This window comes from Streptococcus sp. HMSC10A01 (assembly GCF_001807785.1).
GTDB classification, from domain to species: Bacteria; Bacillota; Bacilli; order Lactobacillales; family Streptococcaceae; genus Streptococcus; species Streptococcus gordonii.
Genome location: NZ_KV790983.1, coordinates 274,731 through 292,978, shown reverse-complemented (window position 1 = coordinate 292,978; position 18,248 = coordinate 274,731). Strand labels below are relative to the sequence as shown.

Sequence of the window (18,248 nt, the reverse complement as noted above, 5' to 3'; positions counted from 1 at the left end):
ATTGCAAAAAAATCACCCGTTTCAGGTGATTTTTTGTGTAGTCTGGTTTTAGATGATAAATACTCTTAAATCCATCATAGGTAAAAGCTTTTATTTTCCACCCTCTTCGCTAAAGGCAATAATCAGATCATCTGTATCCGACAATAATTAAATGATGTCGCGAAGTGGTTAAGCATATACATATTGCCTTGAGGACGAAATAGATAAAGGGAAAATTTTTCTTGTGCATTTTTTTATATTATTCTTTACTTGTGTGTCTTTTTCCAGAGGCAATGGCATCAGCTTCAGTCATTGACACGACTCTATCAAAACGTGTATTTGATGGCATATTCTCCATACTATACCAATATACATCTGCAGTTCCGTTTCGAGCGACATAAACAGTTCTTGTTTGTTGCTGTTCTGCTGCCAGTCTTGCAGTTTCTTGGCGTGTTTCCTCTGCAAGGCGTGCTTCTTCAGCCTGTTGGTTAATTGTATTTTGAACTCGTCCGATGCGATCAGTCAAGTCAGCTTTTGTAGTTGGATCTGCAACGCGTTCGACAGCTGCTTGTGCTGGAGAAATGTTTTCTGCAACTTGATTATTTTCAAGCTGTTGGACAGCCTGATTGGCTTCCTCAACAATTTTCTTAGTATCCGCCTCTTTACGTGCTTGTTCCTCGCGAGCTTTTTTCTCTTCTTCCTGCTTTTGTTTCTGAGCTTCCTTTAGCTCTTTTTCTTTACGTTCTTTCTCTTGTTTTTCTTTTTCTTTTTTACTGCTAGATGCTGTAGAGCTACTAGTTTGTGATGACGATGAGCTAGTCGAGGAACTATTAGATGTAAATTTTGTTACCTGACTTTGTTCTGTCTGCTCTTTAATAACATCAGGAGTTAACTTCCCTACTGCATAGGTTCCTAGTATTCCGACAATAGTGACAGCAATGGCGATATTGCGCTTTCGAATATTCGGTTTTCGTTTAGAGAAGCGCCAAATACCAAAGCATCCTCCTAGGAACATCAATGGCATGGTGATTGGTGCAAGAATAATGATGAAGAGAACTGCCAGAACAAGCAATATTTTCTTCAAGGTCTGCTTTTCAAAAAAATTTTTCATAATTTTTCTCCCTTCGGATATATATCCAAGGACATCATATCACAAAAAGGAAGCGTTCTCAATAGATATTTTTGTAAAATTTTAAAATATAGATTTTTTTAAAATTTTCTAAAGGGATTCAAAAATCAGACCCAGATGAATAATCTGAGTCTGATTCTAAAGATATGGACTTATTCCCCCAACTCCTCGCTGTAGGCAATAATCTGATCAACTGTGTCAGACAAGAACTGGATAGTATCGCGGAGTGGTTTGTCTGTCGAAATATCTGCTCCGATAATCATAGCTGACTCAAGCGGAGTCTTGCTTCCGCCAGATTTGAGCAGTTCAAGCCAGTCACGTGCACCATTTTCGTCATTTTTCAGATGTAGGTAGCCTGCAGTAGAGATGACCAGACCTGCGGAGTAAGTGTAGCTGTAAAGCCCCATGTAGTAGTGGGCCTGACGCATCCAAGTTAAGGCAGCATCGTCGTCAATTTCAACGGCATCGCCCCAGAAGTCCGTCAAGACTTCTTTCATGATAGCGTTGAGTTTGCTTGCGCCGAAGGTTCCGCCTTCTTCAATCAAAGTATAGACCTTGCGTTGGAAGGCAGCTTCCAGCAAGTGAGTAATGAAGTTATGGAAGTAGGTATCCGTCAGACGATGAGCCAGGGCAAAGCGTTTTTGGCGAGGATTATCAAATTGGCGTTCCAGATAATCACTGAGCAGGAGCTCATTAAAGGTAGACGGTGCTTCCACATAGTAGGTGGACATGTGGGCGTTAAAGTAGCTTTGGTGATTGTCAGAGAAGATAAACTGACCGGAGTGGCCGATCTCGTGAATCAAAGTATAGACATCGCTCATGCGGCCAGTCCAGCTCATGAGGACATAAGGGTGAACCCGATAAGGATCAGCAGCATAGCCTCCAGAATCCTTTCCAGCATTGGCCGCAAAGTCGACCCAGCGTTCTTCCTTATAGCGGGCAACTTCTTGACAATACTCTTGTCCGAGTGGCTCGACTGATTTCATGACGAGGTCGTAGGCATCATCAATGCTGACTTCGGGATTGAGCTCGCTGTCCAAGTCCAGCTTCCAGTCGGCAAAAGTCATTTTTTCAAGTCCGTTTACCTTAGCGACATGCTTGAGGTATTTCTGAGCTACCGGGGCAAATTCGCTCATAATCAAGTCGATCTGCCGGTCAAACATAGAGCGATCAACTTCTTGCTCAGCTAGCAAGTAGTCAAAGACAGAGTCATAGCCCTTCATGTCAGCCAGTAGTTTTTCAGACTTGATCTGAGCCAGATAGGTAGCTGCAGCGGCATTTTGGTGCTTGCGAAGGCCATCAGAGAAAGATCGGAAAGATTTTTCGCGGATTTCTGCATTTTCATGGTTTTGGTAGAAATTCTCATAGGTGACAAAGCTGTTTTTGTATACTTTGCCGTCTACTTCAAAGTCAGCCATAGCAAAGTCGCCAGCCCGCATCTTAGTGTAAATATCCTGAGGACTGTAGAAGACTTCGCCCAGATTAGTCAGAGCTTTTTCGACATCTGCTCCCAGATAGTGGGCTTTTTTGATTTTAGCTTGGCGGATAGCTGAAGTCAGATGGGGCTCTTGGCCCAGTTTTTCTAAGATAGCTTCATCTGCACCGACCAGGGCGTCGTCAAAGAAGCTGAGTGCGACATTGGCCTCAGTCTCAAACTCCATAGCCGCTTGGGCAATCTGTGCAAAGCTCTCGTCACCATAGTCAGTGGTCTGTGGCATAAAGCCGTAGTTGCCGATGTGGCTGATTTGGATATAAATCTGCTCTAACTCAGCAAATGCCCGCTCAAAATCTTCGAAAGTGCTGAGATTACCTTGGTAATCACGGACGAATTTTTTGATGTCCTCTCTGGCCTTCTCGATGGCCCGGAGGAAGTCCTCTTGGTCTTGGTAAAGGGCTGTTAGGTCCCAGAGTTCATTTTCCGGAAATTCAGAACGATGTTTTTGTTCCATAGTATACTCCTTTTGTCATATATAGAAATAGTATAGCAAAAAATCCCCCAAAATGTCTTTGGAGGAGAAGGATAAGTCGGAAATTTTAGATGTTTATCAGGTCAAGGATAAAAGTCAATGTTTCTTTGCAGCAATCTTTTTAAAAAGCAGTAGATAAGACAAGAATACGAAGATAACTAAGCCTAATAAAAGGGTGAAGACGTTTTGAGTTCCTTTTGTCATATTGGGAGCTTGATTGGCGATGACAGCTGTGACTGCAGTACCTATAGCGCCCGCAAAGGTCTGGGCCAGCTGAAAGAGCGCGGTCGTATCTGCAGTCTTTCCTTTATCAACTTGAGTCGTCGCTAGGGCTAGTGTGTTATTAAAGGCCATGTTTCGCCCCAAGGTAAAGCAAATATAAATAGCAATAACAGCTGTTAAGGTGAGTTCTTTTGTGAAGATAAGGAGCAAGAGTACAGCCAGGAAAAGAAGTGAATTTCCTGTAAAAAGGGGTGGTTTAGGACCATTTCTATCATATAGTTTGCCAAAGAGAGGAGAGAGGAAGGCTCCAAGCATGGTTCCCGGAAGTAATGCAAAGCCTGCCTGAGCGGTTGAAATATCTTTTTCTATGACTAGAAAGTTGGGAATCAGAAAATTAGCCGATAGGTTGATAAATTGAAAAATGAAGAAGGGTAAAATAGCCAATAAGACTGTTGGTTGCTTTAAAATCCGAATATCTAGGAATGGATGATCGATTTTCAAGCTCCGATAGATGAAGCAGGCTAGTGGCAGTATGCAGAGAACAAGATAGAGCCAATCAATATGTCCTTCTTCTAAGCTAGAGATGGCTACAATGGCAAAGACGAGTGAGCTTGCTAAGAGGAAAAATGAGAGAAGATCAAAGGCGCGTTTCCTAGACTTCTCGGAATTTCTTAAAAAGAAAAAGCCAAGAATAAAGGAAATGATTGGGACAGGAAGAATAAAGGTATAAATCATATGCCAGTCAAACCGACTAATCATAAAACCACCGTAAGTCGGTCCAATTGCTGGTGCTAGGCTGACCACCATTCCAGATAAGCCCATGTAGGTTCCTATTTTTTGCTTAGGAACACGCTCAACAATCAAGTTAAAGAGCAAAGGAATGGCTAATCCAGTAGCTCCTCCTTGTAGGATTCTCCCTACCATCAAGATGGGAAAGCTTGGAGCCAACATGGCAATCAGAGTTCCCAAGCAAAAGTTGGCCAAAGCAGTAAAGAGGATGGTTCTCTCTTTCCAATTGTGGGCTAAGGTCGCTCCTAAAGTAATTGTAATAGCCACTGCTAGTAAATACCCTGTCGTAATCCATTGTAGCGTTCCCAATCCTAACCCAAAGACCTTACTTAGATGCGGGAAGGTTACATTCATACTGGTTTCAGATAAGATGCCTGCAAAGCAGACTAAGGCTGTCGCAAGGAGCGAGAAAAAATCTTTCTTTTCAACTGTTTGATGTTCTGGCACGATTGTCTCCTTTGCATGTTTGAAATGAGTCACTGTATTTATTATAAAGCAAGAAGACCTCTTTGAAAAGTGAATAGTGGCTATACCGCCATCTTGTTTGACGAATCGAAAGGAAAAAACGAACTCCGACAGCTGACTATAATCAGCTATAGAAAAGAAAAATGGATTTTTATTACTTTTGATAGAAAAAAGCCATTTTCAGCCTTTTTCTTTTGCTTGAAATTGTGGTAAAATAAAGTCTATACGTGCTTGATACAAAGATGAGGATATAATAAGCTACTAAGACCATGAAATTAAAGTTAAAGTGCTAACTGAACACGACCTATGGGTTGCTTAAGGGCTTAGTATCTTGATGAATTGAACCCGCCCTAAAAGCTGTGTAAAAAAGATAAACTGTCTTGTCTTCATAGAAGACTTCGTCACTTTCCTATTTTTACTTTGCTTTTGACGAGCTTAGTATCTTGATCTTTGTAGCCAAGGCGTATGAAAAAATTGGAGCATGTGCTCGGCAAGGAGTCTTTATGACAAAACAAGTTTTTAAAACCGTTTTTGCAGGTCGTGAACTGGTAGTTGAAACCGGTCAGGTTGCAAAGCAGGCAAACGGCAGCGCCGTTGTTCGATATGGAGAAAGTACCGTTTTAACTGCGGCAACCATGTCCAAAAAGATGGCTACTGGTGACTTTTTCCCATTGCAGGTCAATTATGAAGAAAAAATGTATGCGGCTGGGAAATATCCTGGTGGCTTTAACAAGCGCGAAGGCCGTCCGTCAACAGATGCGACTTTGACCGCCCGCTTGATTGATCGTCCGATTCGTCCTATGTTTGCGGAAGGTTTCCGCAATGAAGTTCAGGTTATCAATACCGTTCTTTCTTATGACGAAGATGCTTCGCCTCAAATGGCTGCTATGTTCGGTAGCTCTCTGGCTCTTTCTATCTCAGATATTCCTTTTAACGGCCCTATCGCAGGAGTTCAAGTCGGCTATGTAGATGGTGAATTTATCATAAATCCTAGCAAGGAACAAAAGGAAGTTTCACTTTTGGAATTGACGGTGGCTGGTACCAAAGAGGCTATCAATATGGTAGAATCTGGAGCTAAGGAACTGTCTGAAGATATCATGCTGGAAGCTCTTCTCAAAGGGCACGAAGCAGTTAAAGAATTGATTGCCTTCCAAGAAGAAATTGTCGCAGCAGTCGGCAAGGAAAAAGCAGAAGTAGAATTGCTGCACGTTGATGAAGAGTTGCAGGCAGAGATTATCGCAGCCTATAACAGCGACTTGCAAAAGGCTGTTCAGGTAGAAGAAAAGCTGGCGCGTGAAGCAGCGACTCAGGCTGTCAAAGACCAAGTCACAGCAGTTTATGAAGAGAAATACGCAGACCACGAAGAATTCGACCGTATCATGCGTGATGTGGCTGAAATCTTGGAGCAAATGGAGCATGCTGAAGTGCGCCGTTTGATTACCGAAGATAAGGTCCGTCCTGACGGTCGTAAGGTTGATGAAATCCGTCCGCTGGATGCGGAAGTAGATTATCTGCCGCGCGTGCATGGTTCTGGTCTCTTTACTCGTGGGCAAACCCAAGCCTTGTCTGTTCTGACTCTAGCACCAATGGGCGAAACGCAAATTGTTGACGGCTTGGATCCAGAATACAAGAAACGCTTCATGCACCACTATAATTTCCCGCAATATTCTGTCGGAGAGACAGGCCGTTATGGTGCTCCTGGTCGTCGTGAAATCGGACACGGTGCTCTTGGGGAACGTGCCTTGGAGCAAGTCTTGCCTAGCTTGGAAGAGTTTCCTTATGCTATCCGTCTGGTAGCAGAAGTCTTGGAATCAAACGGTTCTTCCTCCCAAGCCTCTATCTGTGCAGGCACTTTGGCTCTGATGGCTGGTGGTGTGCCGATTAAGGCTCCGGTTGCTGGTATTGCTATGGGCTTGATTTCAGATGGCAGCAACTACACGGTTCTGACGGACATTCAAGGTTTGGAAGACCATTTTGGTGATATGGACTTTAAGGTGGCTGGTACTCGTGACGGGATTACCGCTCTCCAAATGGATATCAAGATTGAAGGAATTACAGCGGAAATCCTGACAGAAGCTCTTGCTCAGGCTAAGAAAGCCCGCTTTGAAATTCTGGACTTGATTGAAGCGACAATTCCAGCTCCACGTCCTGAGTTGGCTCCAACTGCTCCGAAAATCGACACTATCAAGATTGATGTGGACAAGATTAAGATTGTCATCGGTAAAGGCGGTGAAACCATTGATAAGATTATCGCTGAGACTGGTGTTAAGATTGACATTGATGAAGAAGGAAATGTATCCATTTACTCCAGCGATCAAGACGCCATCAATCGTGCCAAGGAAATCATTGCCGGCTTGGTCCGCGAAGCAAAAGTGGATGAAGTCTACCATGCCAAGGTTGTTCGGATTGAGAAATTCGGTGCCTTTGTCAATCTCTTTGACAAGACAGATGCCCTGGTTCACATCTCAGAGCTAGCTTGGACTCGGACCAATAATGTCGAAGATGTCGTACAAATCGGTGATGAAGTGGATGTCAAGGTTATCAAGATTGATGCCAAAGGCCGGGTAGATGCTTCCATGAAGGCTCTTTTGCCACGTCCGCCTAAACCTGAAAAATCAGACAAGCACCATGATAAGCATCATGGTAAGGGGCATCCTCATAAGAAACATGAAGAAGCACCTCATACTCAAACAGAAGAATAAAAGACAAACAAGGAGTAGTAGGGCTCAGTTGCGTTGCAATTCTTGGGCCAGCTCCCTTGTTTTTTACATCATGAAAGGAGAAGAAGATGGGGTGGTGGAAAGAAACCATTGATATTGTAAAAGAAAATGATCCAGCAGCTCGAAATTCCCTAGAAGTCCTCTTGACTTATCCAGGGATTAAAGCCTTGGCAGCTCATCGTCTTTCTCATTTTTTGTGGAAGCGTGGTTTCAAGCTATTAGCACGAATGCACAGTCAATTCTGGCGCTTTTGGACCCAGATAGAGATTCACCCTGGAGCCCAGATTGAATCAGGTGTCTTTATTGACCACGGTTCTGGCTTGGTGATTGGAGAGACAGCGATTGTTGAGACGGGAGTTCTCCTCTATCATGGGGTGACTCTTGGGGGAACAGGGAAAGACTGTGGCAAACGCCATCCTACCGTTCGCAAAGGAGCGCTTATATCTGCTCATGCCCAAGTTATCGGACCGGTAGAAATCGGCGAAAATGCTAAGGTCGGTGCTGCAGCAGTTGTTGTGGCAGATGTTCCTAGTGATGTGACAGTTGTCGGAATTCCTGCTAAAATTGTCCGAGTTCATGGACAGAAGGATGAGCCGACTATCCACGAAGTCGAAGAAAAACGGGAGTACTACGTCAATAAACTCGAGCATGCCCGTGAAGCCAGCCACCATTCGTCAAGTCTGTAGGAAAGGTTGGCAAAGTTATCTAAGTAAAATATGACAGGAGGGATCGACATGTCAGATTTATCAGATACTATTTTAAAGCAGGTAGTCCTTGAACTGAAAGAGCACTTGGACGGTCCCGCCAAGGAGCGCTTTACAAAACTGCCCCCTAGCCACCAGCGCGAATGGGCTCGCTATATCAGTGAAGCCAAAAAAGATGAGACCAAGCTACGCCGCATAGAAAAGATGAAGCTGGATTTGCTGGAGCCTTAAAGAAAGAGAACTTATGCTATTAGAGGAATTTGAAGATGTAGCAGCAGTTATTGAGCCAACTGAAAAGCCAGTCCATGCCAAGGGTGAGGTATGCGAAACCATCATCCTGTCCTTTAATGGGGAAATTCTGAAACGTTTGATTGAGTCAGAAGAAGTCTATCCAGGAGGCTATTTGAAAAGCATAAACGGACAGCATCCATGGTATATTTATGGTCAAGGTCCTAGCAAGCTAGCAGTTATGTTGGCTCCAATTGGGGCTCCGATGATAGTTGGCCAGCTGGAAGAGTTGGCGGCCAGAGGCTTCAAAAATTTTATCATTTTAGGTTCCTGTGGCGTTTTGGACCGCTCAATTGAGGCGGATAAAATTATCCTGCCTGCGGTTGCATTGCGAGATGAAGGAACTAGCTATCACTATGCCCCAGCGGGTGACGAAGTATCCTATGACGAGTCTCTGCTAATCGAGCTAGAAGCCATCTTTGACAAGCACAATATCGAGCATATCCGCACCAAGTCTTGGACGACTGATGCCTTTTATCGAGAAACGCCTGATAAGGTCAAGCGTCGCTTGGCTGCTGGTGCCCAAGTGGTGGACATGGAAGCTTCGGCTATCATGGCTTGGAGCCAATTTCGTAAGACAAAGGTTTATCAGTTCTTCTACACAGCTGACTATGTGGATCATCATAACCGAACCTGGGATGCCCGCCATGCTGAGCGGACAGCTGATGCCATGACTTTTTTCACTATCGCTTTGACAATAGCAAAGGAACTAGAAAGGTAACTACAAGAATGGCAGTATATTTTTACGGCTGTATCACCATGGATGGCTACTTGGCAGACAGTCAGCACAGGATAGACTGGCTGCATCAGCTTGGTTCTGTAGAGGATACAGGCTATGATGACTTTTACAGGCAAATGGATATCACCATCATGGGCAAGCGGACCTTTGAGGAAATCCAAGATTTGCAAGATGTAGAAAGTTTTTATCAAGCTACGGAAAACTATGTCTTTACGCATGATAGGCACCTGCCTGTCAGCAATTACCAGCCAGTAGCTGGGGATGTGGTGGACTTTGTTCACCAGATTGACAAAGGCAAAAATGTCTTTGTGATTGGTGGTAATTCCTTGGTAAGACCGCTCTTGGATGCGGATCTTTTCGACCACCTCATTATTCAGATAGCGCCCCTTATCCTAGGAAAGGGGGTTCCCCTCTTTACCCAAGAGGAAGGGCAGCGCTTTTACCAACTGGATAGCCTCAGACAATTTGGCCCTTTTGCAGAGCTGGTTTTCAGCCGAAAAAGTCAGAAATAGAGAAGGGAGTGGACCGCATGATTAAAATTTACGACACCATGACCCGCAGCCTACGTGAATTTGTGCCCATTGAAGAGGGCAAGGTTCGCATGTATGTCTGCGGTCCGACGGTTTATAACTATATCCATGTCGGCAATGCCCGCTCAACAGTAGCTTTTGACACAGTTCGTCGCTATTTTGAGTATCGGGGATTTGAGGTCAATTATATTTCCAATTTTACAGATGTAGATGATAAGATTATCCATCGCGCCAAGGAAGAAGGCATCACACCAAAAGAAGTGGCTGATAAGTATATCGCAGCTTTTCGTGAGGATGTCTCAGCTCTGGGTGTAAAACCTGCGACTCGTCATCCGCGGGTGGTGGAGTTTATGGCTGACATCATCCGTTTTGTTGAGGACTTGGTTGACAAAGGCTATGCCTATGAGTCAGAGGGCGATGTCTATTTCCGAGTGGAAAAGTCTCACAATTATGCCAAATTAGCCAATAAAACCTTGGCAGACTTGGAGTTGGGTGCTTCTGGCCGGACAGATGAGGAGACTGCTCGTAAGGAAAATCCAGTGGACTTTGCTCTCTGGAAGGCAGCTAAGCCAGGTGAGATTTCCTGGGACAGCCCTTGGGGAGCAGGCCGTCCGGGCTGGCATATCGAGTGTTCGGTCATGTCGACGGAGATCTTGGGCGATACTATTGATATCCACGGTGGAGGAGCAGACCTAGAGTTTCCTCATCATACTAATGAAATCGCCCAGTCAGAGGCCAAGACTGGTCAGACTTTTGCCAACTACTGGATGCATAATGGCTTTGTCAACATTGACGATGTTAAGATGTCCAAGTCTTTAGGCAATTTTATCACTGTTCATGATGCCCTCAAGACTATTGATGGTCAAGTGCTGCGTTTCTTCTTTGCTACCCAGCATTACCGCAAGCCCATTAATTTCACGGAAAAAGCAGTTCATGATGCAGCGACCAATCTCAAATATTTGAAGAATACCTATGAGCAGCCTTTCACGGGTCAGGCAGACTCTGATCAGCTGCAAGACTTTCTGGATAAATTCACCGCTGCTATGGACGAAGATTTCAATGCAGCCAATGGTATCACGGTTGTCTTCGAGTTAGCCAAGTGGATCAATTCTGGCAATTACACCGCTGAAGTTAAGACAGCCTTTGCCAAGCTCTTAGAAGTTTTTGGTATCGTCTTTGTAGAAGAAGTCCTGGACGCGGACATTGAGCGCTTGATTGAGGAGCGCCAAGTAGCGCGTGCCAATCGTGACTTTGCGACTGCAGACCGTATTCGGGATGAATTGGCCGCTCAGGGGATTAAGCTATTGGATACCAAGGACGGAGTGAGGTGGACCCGTGACTGATGTCAACCTGATTAACGGCATTGCCCTCGCCTTTGAGGGAGATGCTGTCTACTCCATGTATATAAGACGTCACCTGATTTTTCAGGGTCTGACCAAGCCCAATCAGCTGCACAGGGAAGCGACCAAGTACGTCTCTGCCAAGGCTCAGGCCAATCTCATCTCTCTCATGCTGGAAGAAGGAATTCTGACGGAAAAGGAAGAGGATATTTACAAGCGCGGCCGCAATGCTAATAGCCACACCAAGGCCAAGAATGCAGATATTGTTACTTACCGTATGTCTACTGGCTTTGAAGCGGTCATGGGCTACCTGCATATGACGGAAGAAATCGAACGCTTGGAAGAATTAATTGACTGGTGTGTCAAACGAGTGGAGGAAGCTACTCATGAAAACAAATGAACTGCTAGCTTTGTTTCCAAAGGCTAGTCTACAAGATAAACCCAGTCAAGATAGCCAGAAAGTCTCGCTTCGTCTTGATCAGCAACATTGGCTAGTTTTGGCAACAGAAGATTTAACAGATCGAGAACAGCAACTGCTTGCTCTACTGACAGAAAAAGAGTCCGTTTTTTCACAAAATCCCTGGTATAGATATTTAGTATCTGAGTCCGAAGAAACGCTTCCCCATGAGGTTGAGGCGCTACAGTTTATTCATTGTCATCTTTTCCATTATGAGGCAGAATCTATTTCAGCCTGGCTGGACATGATGCGAACTCTTTTGACCAATAAAGTCGCTTATTTTCAGACCAGCCCGCAAGACTATATTTTTGTTCTTGATCAGGGGCAACAATTGACTGTTAAAGATTTGCTGAGGGATGTCTTGTCAGCTGTTGAATATGACTTTAACCTGCGTTTGGCTGTTTTGATTGGGCAAGTCTGGCCCAAATCGGTGAAAGACGAGTTGCCTCAGCTCTACCAGGCTGAAAGCAAACTCTTTATCCAATGGTTCAATCGTTACCAGCACTCTTTTGTTTTGTCCTTCTCCCAGCTCTTTTTATGGGGCTTAGACGAGGCTAAGGACACTCTTCTTCCTCTGAAGAGAAAACTACATCAGCTTATAGATGGGCAAGAGCAATTAACCGAGATTATCTTAGCCTTGTGGGAAAATGGAGCAGTTGTGACCAAGGCAGCCCAGCAACTTTATATTCACCGGAATACTCTCCAATATCGCTTGGATAAGTGGGAGGAGTTGACAGGCTTGCAGTTAAAAGAGTTGACAGATTTATCACTCTGTTACCATATCATTTTGAAAGATTTATTTTGATGTTTTGTGCAGGCTGCACAAAACATTTTTTTTATTTTAGGCAGTTTGCCATAGCATTGTAAAACGCTTTCAAATATAATAAGAGTATAAATTTAAAAGGAGCCTATCATGGTAGAATTAAACCTAAAAAACATTTACAAAAAATATCCAAATAGTGAACACTATTCTGTTGAGGATTTCAACTTGGAAATCCAAGACAAAGAATTTATCGTATTCGTAGGACCTTCAGGATGTGGTAAGTCTACAACTCTTCGTATGATTGCTGGACTTGAAGACATCACAGAAGGTGAATGTTCAATTGATGGCCGAGTGGTTAACGATGTGGCACCAAAAGACCGTGATATTGCCATGGTTTTCCAAAACTATGCCCTATATCCTCATATGACTGTATACGACAACATGGCCTTCGGTTTGAAATTGCGTAAATACAGCAAAGATGATATCGACAAACGTGTTCAAGAAGCTGCTGAAATCCTTGGTTTGAAAGAATTCTTGGACCGTAAGCCAGCTGACCTTTCAGGTGGTCAACGTCAACGTGTTGCCATGGGACGTGCTATTGTCCGTGATGCAAAAGTATTCTTGATGGACGAGCCTTTGGCAAACTTGGATGCAAAACTTCGTGTATCTATGCGTGCTGAAATCGCTAAAATCCACCGTCGTATCGGAGCAACAACTATCTACGTAACACACGACCAAACAGAAGCGATGACTTTGGCTGACCGTATTGTTATCATGTCAGCAACTAAGAACCCATCAGGAACTGGTACAATTGGTCGCGTAGAGCAAGTTGGTACACCACAAGAACTTTACAAACACCCTGTCAATAAATTTGTTGCCGGCTTTATCGGAAGCCCAGCTATGAACTTCATCAATGTGAAGCTTGAAGGCAACGAGATCGTTACAGAAGGTGTGAGATTGAAAGTGCCAGAAGGGATCTTGAAAGTTCTGAAAGAAAAAGGCTACGAAGGTAAAGAATTGATTTTTGGTATCCGTCCAGAAGATATCAATACAGAACCTGCTTTCCTTGAAACTTTCCCTGACTCAGTGGTACACGCAACAATCTCTGTATCAGAGTTGCTTGGTTCAGAGTCGCACTTGTACTGCCAAGTTGGTAAAAACGAATTTATCGCAAAAGTAGATGCGCGTGACTACTTGCAAACAGGTGCAGGAATCGATCTTGGATTTGACTTGAACAAGGCGCACTTCTTCGATAAAGAAACTGAAAAGACAGTTTATTAATGTTTTCTACAATGAAGAAAATTTAGTTATCAAAAACGAGCTTGGACATCTACGCTCGTTTTTTTCTATCATATTAGGTCTTATAATCCATACTTGATAGGCCCAAAAACCTCATAGTTGAAGAGATTATTTTTATAAGTGATAGCAAATGGAGTTTGGAAAATATGAATTTGTCCTTCGAAGTTATTTCATTAGAGATGAGGAGATTCACTTCTCTTCTTTAAGGATAGGATAATTGAATCCTTCTCACAATCTATTAATTGCTACTAGCTCACACTGTTGAATAAAGAAATATTGTTTAAAACTTGAAAAAATCCAGAAAACTGTTGACATGTTTTCTGAAAAAGAGTAAAATAGCCCTTATTTTTTAATTGAGGAGGAACTTATGTTTTCCAAGTTAAAAGGATTTTTTATTGGACGCCCATTAAAATCCGGTAAAGAAGGAGAGGATGGTCATTTATTGACAAAGCTACAGGCCTTGGCTATGCTCTCTAGTGACGCCTTATCTTCCATCGCTTATGGACCAGAGCAGGTTGTTTTGGTCTTAACTTCTGTTTCTGTCGGAGCGATTTGGTGGTCACTTCCTATAGGAATTGTTGTATTAGTTTTACTAGCAAGTTTAACAATTTCTTATCGTCAGGTTATCCATGCTTATCCTCAAGGAGGAGGGGCTTATATGGTAACGACAGAAAATCTTTCTCCAACAGCAGGCTTAATTGCGGGTGGAAGTTTACTGGTAGACTATATGTTGACTGTAGCTGTTTCAGTTGCTTCTGGAGCGGATGCCATTACCTCAGCGATTCCTGTCTTACACCCTTACAATCTACACATCTCGGTCTTGCTAGTCCTCTTATTGATGCTAATGAATTTACGAGGGCTAAAAGAATCAGCGACTTCCTTAATGGTTCCTGTCTATCTTTTTATTTTAAGTACTTTGCTATTGATTGCTTTTGGATTTGTGCAAATCATGACAGGAAACTTGGAATATCACGCAACTGCTCATATTGGCACTTCTATTACTGGAGTAAGTTTGATCTTGTTGCTCCGAGCATTTACCAGTGGTTCAGCTTCCTTGACTGGAGTGGAAGCCATATCTAATTCAGTTCCCTTTTTCAAGAAGCCAAAGGCTCACAATGCTGCAACAACCCTATCAATTATGGCTTTAATCCTAGGGATCATGTTTGCAGGAATCACTTTCTTAAACTATTGGATTGGAATCGTGCCTGTCAAAGGTGTAACTACCTTGGCACAGATGGCTCAGGCAATTTTGGGAAGTTCTCCACTTGGTCGTGTCTTATTCTATGTTTTTCAATTGTCAACAGCTTTGATCTTGGCAGTTGCGGCTAATACAGGATTCTCAGCTTTTCCAGTGCTTTCCTACAATATGGCTAAGAATAAATATATGCCACATATGTATATGGAAAAAGGAGATCGACTCAGCTATTCAAACGGGATTTTTACATTGGCCTTTGGGGCTATTGCTCTTTTGTGGATTTTTAAAGGGAACACAGAGCGTTTGATCCCACTCTATACCATTGGTGTATTTGTGCCCTTCGCCCTCTCTCAAACTGGTATGGTTGTCCATTGGAAGAAAAAGTTTGGAAAAGATTTCTTGAAGCATTCAATTGCGAATATCCTTGGTGCTGTTATTTGTTACGGGATTGTTCTTATTTTACTTTTATTCCGTCTGCGAGATATTTGGCCCTTCTTTCCCATTATCATTGTCTTGACCTGGCTGTTCTTAGCTATTAAACAGCACTATAACAGAGTCGCGAGACAGCTGAGATTAGAAGAACATATCGAGCGTCAGAATTACACAGGCAATACAGTAATTGTACTAGTCGGAAATGTTACCAGAGTTAGTGTTGGAGCGATGAGCTATGCTCGCAGTATTGGCGACGATGTCGTCGCAATGCACGTCTCAACAACTGAAACTGCTAAAAAGGATGCTGAAGTCGCAGAGGAATTTGCTGACTACTTCCCTGATATTCGATTTGAGACTGTTACGACTAGCTACCGCAATATCATTACTCCAACAGTTCAGTATGTGATCAAGGTAGCAAAGCGGGCTAAAAAAGAAGGAAGGACAGTGACAGTCTTGGTTCCTCAGTTTATCCCGAAAAAGAGCTGGCAAAATATCCTTCATAATCAAATGAGTTTAAAATTGAAATATTATCTAAAGTGGTACGAAGATGTTGTAGTCGCAAGCTATTCTTATCACTTAAAAGAGTAACCTACTTTCTTAATGTAAAAAAGGAACCAAATTTTTTTGGTTCCTTTTTTATTTTGTGTAGAAAGAGTTAGTTTCTTTCTTCTTGATAATTCCTATAAAAATCAACCTTTAACTCAATAAAGGTCTCCAAGTCCCGCAGGAGCTGAAGGAGCGTAGCGCGGGTTTCAAATTCCTGGCGAGTCTTAGGAAGTGGCCGTTTTCGAAAGACAGCCAGATATTCCTCGATTTCATCCAGCAAATCATGACCTGGATTTTCTTGACTTAACTGTTTGGCTGTTTTTAAAAAGAGTTTAGCCAATATGAAGCTTTCGCTAGCTGCTAGGCGACAGGTATTGATATTACCGGCCATATCCAGCAAGATGCGATTCTGTGCTCTTCGCATTTCAAAATAGTGGATATGGTAGTTGGTTTGATGAAAGAGATGGTTAGAGCGGTCCAAGTAGACCAGATTCAAGGCTTGTTCTAGAGTTGTATCAAGCTCTTTTATTAGGGTCGCTTCGTTTCGTCCGTCTCCAGACTTTAAAAAGTATTCAAAACGAAGGAGAATCTTTTTTAGTTGTTCTTCCACTTGCTCATGATAGCTGTCAATCTCCTCTTGGCGCGAGGGCATGTAGAGATTGGCTAAAAGAGCAAAGCCAGTTCCAATGAGAAATAGAGCGAGCTCATTACCAAGAAGTAGCCAAGAGGTGGATTTTTCTAAGAGCAGATGAGAGACCAGGACAGTGCTGGGGGTAATGCCAATTTCCCATCCAAGTTGAAAAGCTAGCGGAACATAGATTGCGATATAGAGGGCTAATGCACCGAGATTAAAGCCTAGAAAGTGAAAGGCTAAGCTTCCAATAGCCAGAGCCAGCAGGGTCGATAAAAAGCGGTCTCTAGCTAGTCTAGCTGTACTCCGGCGTGTATCGCTAACACTCAAAAGAGCAATAATACCAGCAGAGACTGAATAAGCTAATCCTAAAGTTTTTGCTAGCCAAGCCGCTAGGCAGGTGGCGAGCATCAGTTTGATCGTTCGGTGGAGAAGGGACATATGCGTCAACTTTCTTTTTCTAGAGTCGCTTTATTATATCATGACTAGAGTATAAAGTTGGTTAGGATGATTCCTTCAATTCGGATTTCTTGTTTTGTTCAGTAAAAGCTGTCGCAATTTTGGAGGCATTTATGTTATACTGAAAACATGGAAAAAAACGATATTGTCTACGGTGTGCATGCGGTGACAGAAGCGCTCGCAGCCAACACTGGAAATAAACTCTACATTCAAGACGACCTGCGTGGTAAAAAGGTCGATAAAATCAAAGATTTAGCAGCGGAAAAAAAGGTTTCCATCTCCTGGACGCCTAAGAAGACCTTGCAGGAGATGACTGACGGAGCAGTTCATCAGGGCTTTGTCCTGCGAGTCGCAGAGTTCGCCTATACTGACTTTGAGGTACTCTTGAAAAAAGCAGAGCAGGAAGACAATCCTCTCTTATTGATTTTGGATGGGCTGACTGATCCTCACAATCTGGGCTCTATCTTGCGGACGGCTGACGCGACCAATGTGGCTGGAGTCATCATTCCCAAGCACCGGGCAGTCGGTGTGACACCAGTCGTTGCCAAGACCTCAACGGGTGCTATTGAGCATATTCCTATTGCTCGTGTGACCAATCTCAGCCAGACTCTGGATAAGCTCAAGGAAGCTGGTTTCTGGATTTTCGGTACAGATATGCAGGGGACGCCTTCTCATAAGTGGAATACCACAGGCAAGCTGGCCCTCATCATCGGTAACGAAGGTAAGGGGATTTCAAGCAATATTAAAAAGCAGGTGGACGAGATGATTTCCATTCCCATGAATGGCCATGTCCAGAGCCTCAATGCCAGTGTAGCAGCGGCAATTCTCATGTATGAAGTCTTTAGAAATCGGGTGGGTTAATGCAAGTACTTGGAAGTTATGAGTTAGAAAAATATCAAACAGAAAAGTTTGAACTAATTATTTATGATATCTATCATAATAAAGGAGAAGATAATTATTGCTTTTGCTTTGAAATCACTGACGAAGCAGATCAGTATCCATTAGAAGATTTATTGACCCAATATTCCTTGAATTGCACGGATTTATACGGTCAAGGAAGTCAGGTAAATGGCTCTTTAAAATACCTAATTGAGGTCGAAACCTTATCCAGTGCTAAGGCGGATCTCATCAGCATTCTCAATTTTTCTACAATTTTAAATAAAGAGATTATGAATTATGTAAAAGGAAAATATGAGTGCCTTGCTGAAAAGAGGTGTATGAGTTCCTTTTATATGGGAAATCAAAAAGTGGAAGTTCCTGTGCTTGCTTACCGAAATGACAACTCTGGGATGGTTTCTTTCCAAAATAAATATCCAGAAGTACAATTAACAAATTTATTTTTAGAAGATAAAAAATATGATGTTGAGTGTTTAGATGGGGAATGGACTTGTATTGAATTGCTTAATGATAGAGCAAACCTGATTTTAAAAGATCCACAAGATGAATATTTCCAATATATTTTTGATTTGAATGGTTTTCAAGGTGTCAGTCCTGTTTTGGATTAACCTAGCGAAATAACTTTCCTAAAAAGCAAGAATGTTTAATAGCTAGTCCCAATAAGGTGGTCATTCAAAACACCACTAATAACCCGCTT

Annotated in this window: 16 protein-coding genes; 12 read left to right on the top strand and 4 right to left on the bottom strand. The window is 43.0% G+C overall.

Features of this window, described 5'->3' with window-relative positions:
- Nucleotides 1–238: 238 nt before the first annotated feature.
- From HMPREF3108_RS08555 to HMPREF3108_RS08545, 3 genes are all read right to left on the bottom strand, one after another.
- On the bottom strand, nucleotides 239–1,090 hold the full coding sequence (locus HMPREF3108_RS08555; protein WP_053092492.1) for a hypothetical protein: 852 nt from the start codon (nucleotides 1,088–1,090) through the stop codon (nucleotides 239–241).
- Between the two features lie 170 nt (nucleotides 1,091–1,260).
- Entirely contained in the window at nucleotides 1,261–3,057 is a 1,797-nt protein-coding gene (gene pepF, locus HMPREF3108_RS08550) for an oligoendopeptidase F (RefSeq protein ID WP_048777342.1), read from the bottom strand.
- Nucleotides 3,058–3,171: 114 nt separating this feature from the next.
- A complete protein-coding gene (locus HMPREF3108_RS08545) occupies nucleotides 3,172–4,533 on the bottom strand; it encodes an MFS transporter (RefSeq protein WP_070494225.1) in 1,362 nt (453 codons plus the stop codon).
- A 521-nt stretch (nucleotides 4,534–5,054) separates the two neighbouring features.
- Between HMPREF3108_RS08545 and pnp the strand changes: the two genes are divergently transcribed.
- From pnp to HMPREF3108_RS08495, 10 genes are all read left to right on the top strand, one after another.
- A complete protein-coding gene (gene pnp / locus HMPREF3108_RS08540; protein WP_070494223.1) occupies nucleotides 5,055–7,253 on the top strand; it encodes a polyribonucleotide nucleotidyltransferase in 2,199 nt (732 codons plus the stop codon).
- Between the two features lie 86 nt (nucleotides 7,254–7,339).
- Complete coding sequence (gene cysE, locus HMPREF3108_RS08535) at nucleotides 7,340–7,957, top strand: serine O-acetyltransferase (protein ID WP_011999869.1); 618 nt, start codon at nucleotides 7,340–7,342, stop codon at nucleotides 7,955–7,957.
- Between the two features lie 30 nt (nucleotides 7,958–7,987).
- Entirely contained in the window at nucleotides 7,988–8,206 is a 219-nt protein-coding gene (locus HMPREF3108_RS08530; protein ID WP_041789507.1) for a YdeI/OmpD-associated family protein, read from the top strand.
- Nucleotides 8,207–8,219: 13 nt separating this feature from the next.
- Nucleotides 8,220–8,984 carry a nucleoside phosphorylase gene (locus tag HMPREF3108_RS08525; RefSeq protein ID WP_048777339.1) on the top strand — a complete coding sequence of 255 codons (765 nt, stop codon included), beginning with the start codon at nucleotides 8,220–8,222 and terminating at the stop codon, nucleotides 8,982–8,984.
- An 8-nt stretch (nucleotides 8,985–8,992) separates the two neighbouring features.
- On the top strand, nucleotides 8,993–9,514 hold the full coding sequence (locus HMPREF3108_RS08520) for a dihydrofolate reductase family protein (RefSeq protein ID WP_048777338.1): 522 nt from the start codon (nucleotides 8,993–8,995) through the stop codon (nucleotides 9,512–9,514).
- Nucleotides 9,515–9,531: 17 nt separating this feature from the next.
- A complete protein-coding gene (cysS, locus tag HMPREF3108_RS08515) occupies nucleotides 9,532–10,875 on the top strand; it encodes a cysteine--tRNA ligase (RefSeq protein ID WP_048777337.1) in 1,344 nt (447 codons plus the stop codon).
- Nucleotides 10,868–11,272: a Mini-ribonuclease 3 gene (locus HMPREF3108_RS08510; RefSeq protein ID WP_011999874.1), complete on the top strand. Its 405-nt coding sequence runs from the start codon at nucleotides 10,868–10,870 to the stop codon at nucleotides 11,270–11,272. The genes cysS and HMPREF3108_RS08510 overlap by 8 nt, the downstream gene beginning before the upstream one ends.
- A complete protein-coding gene (locus HMPREF3108_RS08505; protein ID WP_008808370.1) occupies nucleotides 11,259–12,134 on the top strand; it encodes a helix-turn-helix domain-containing protein in 876 nt (291 codons plus the stop codon). Before HMPREF3108_RS08510 ends, HMPREF3108_RS08505 begins: the two co-directional genes overlap by 14 nt.
- A 108-nt stretch (nucleotides 12,135–12,242) precedes the next feature.
- Nucleotides 12,243–13,373 carry an ABC transporter ATP-binding protein gene (locus HMPREF3108_RS08500; RefSeq protein ID WP_070494221.1) on the top strand — a complete coding sequence of 377 codons (1,131 nt, stop codon included), beginning with the start codon at nucleotides 12,243–12,245 and terminating at the stop codon, nucleotides 13,371–13,373.
- 385 nt (nucleotides 13,374–13,758) lie between these two features.
- Nucleotides 13,759–15,606, top strand: a complete 1,848-nt coding sequence (locus HMPREF3108_RS08495) for an APC family permease (protein WP_008808372.1) — start codon at nucleotides 13,759–13,761, stop codon at nucleotides 15,604–15,606.
- Nucleotides 15,607–15,673: 67 nt separating this feature from the next.
- Here the strand turns inward: HMPREF3108_RS08495 and HMPREF3108_RS08490 are convergent, their stop codons facing one another.
- Nucleotides 15,674–16,636 (bottom strand): aromatic acid exporter family protein, encoded by a 963-nt coding sequence (locus HMPREF3108_RS08490; protein WP_008808373.1) that lies wholly within the window; start codon nucleotides 16,634–16,636, stop codon nucleotides 15,674–15,676.
- 147 nt (nucleotides 16,637–16,783) lie between these two features.
- On the opposite strand from HMPREF3108_RS08490, the gene rlmB reads away from it, so the two are divergent.
- Both rlmB and HMPREF3108_RS08480 read left to right on the top strand, forming a co-directional pair.
- On the top strand, nucleotides 16,784–17,515 hold the full coding sequence (gene rlmB / locus HMPREF3108_RS08485) for a 23S rRNA (guanosine(2251)-2'-O)-methyltransferase RlmB (RefSeq protein WP_061593494.1): 732 nt from the start codon (nucleotides 16,784–16,786) through the stop codon (nucleotides 17,513–17,515).
- Complete coding sequence (locus HMPREF3108_RS08480; RefSeq protein ID WP_061593495.1) at nucleotides 17,515–18,159, top strand: hypothetical protein; 645 nt, start codon at nucleotides 17,515–17,517, stop codon at nucleotides 18,157–18,159. The genes rlmB and HMPREF3108_RS08480 overlap by 1 nt, the downstream gene beginning before the upstream one ends.
- Nucleotides 18,160–18,248 lie beyond the last annotated feature (89 nt).

Excerpts from the sequence above, each read along its gene's own strand:
- HMPREF3108_RS08555 (WP_053092492.1), bottom strand. The coding sequence starts at position 1,090 with ATGAAAAATTTTTTTGAAAAGCAGACCTTGAAGAAAATATTGCTTGTT.
- pepF (WP_048777342.1), bottom strand. The coding sequence starts at position 3,057 with ATGGAACAAAAACATCGTTCTGAATTTCCGGAAAATGAACTCTGGGAC.
- pnp (WP_070494223.1), top strand. The coding sequence starts at position 5,055 with ATGACAAAACAAGTTTTTAAAACCGTTTTTGCAGGTCGTGAACTGGTA.
- cysE (WP_011999869.1), top strand. The coding sequence starts at position 7,340 with ATGGGGTGGTGGAAAGAAACCATTGATATTGTAAAAGAAAATGATCCA.
- HMPREF3108_RS08530 (WP_041789507.1), top strand. The coding sequence starts at position 7,988 with ATGACAGGAGGGATCGACATGTCAGATTTATCAGATACTATTTTAAAG.
- HMPREF3108_RS08525 (WP_048777339.1), top strand. The coding sequence starts at position 8,220 with ATGCTATTAGAGGAATTTGAAGATGTAGCAGCAGTTATTGAGCCAACT.
- HMPREF3108_RS08520 (WP_048777338.1), top strand. The coding sequence starts at position 8,993 with ATGGCAGTATATTTTTACGGCTGTATCACCATGGATGGCTACTTGGCA.
- cysS (WP_048777337.1), top strand. The coding sequence starts at position 9,532 with ATGATTAAAATTTACGACACCATGACCCGCAGCCTACGTGAATTTGTG.
- HMPREF3108_RS08505 (WP_008808370.1), top strand. The coding sequence starts at position 11,259 with ATGAAAACAAATGAACTGCTAGCTTTGTTTCCAAAGGCTAGTCTACAA.
- HMPREF3108_RS08500 (WP_070494221.1), top strand. The coding sequence starts at position 12,243 with ATGGTAGAATTAAACCTAAAAAACATTTACAAAAAATATCCAAATAGT.
- HMPREF3108_RS08495 (WP_008808372.1), top strand. The coding sequence starts at position 13,759 with ATGTTTTCCAAGTTAAAAGGATTTTTTATTGGACGCCCATTAAAATCC.
- HMPREF3108_RS08490 (WP_008808373.1), bottom strand. The coding sequence starts at position 16,636 with ATGTCCCTTCTCCACCGAACGATCAAACTGATGCTCGCCACCTGCCTA.
- rlmB (WP_061593494.1), top strand. The coding sequence starts at position 16,784 with ATGGAAAAAAACGATATTGTCTACGGTGTGCATGCGGTGACAGAAGCG.
- HMPREF3108_RS08480 (WP_061593495.1), top strand. The coding sequence starts at position 17,515 with ATGCAAGTACTTGGAAGTTATGAGTTAGAAAAATATCAAACAGAAAAG.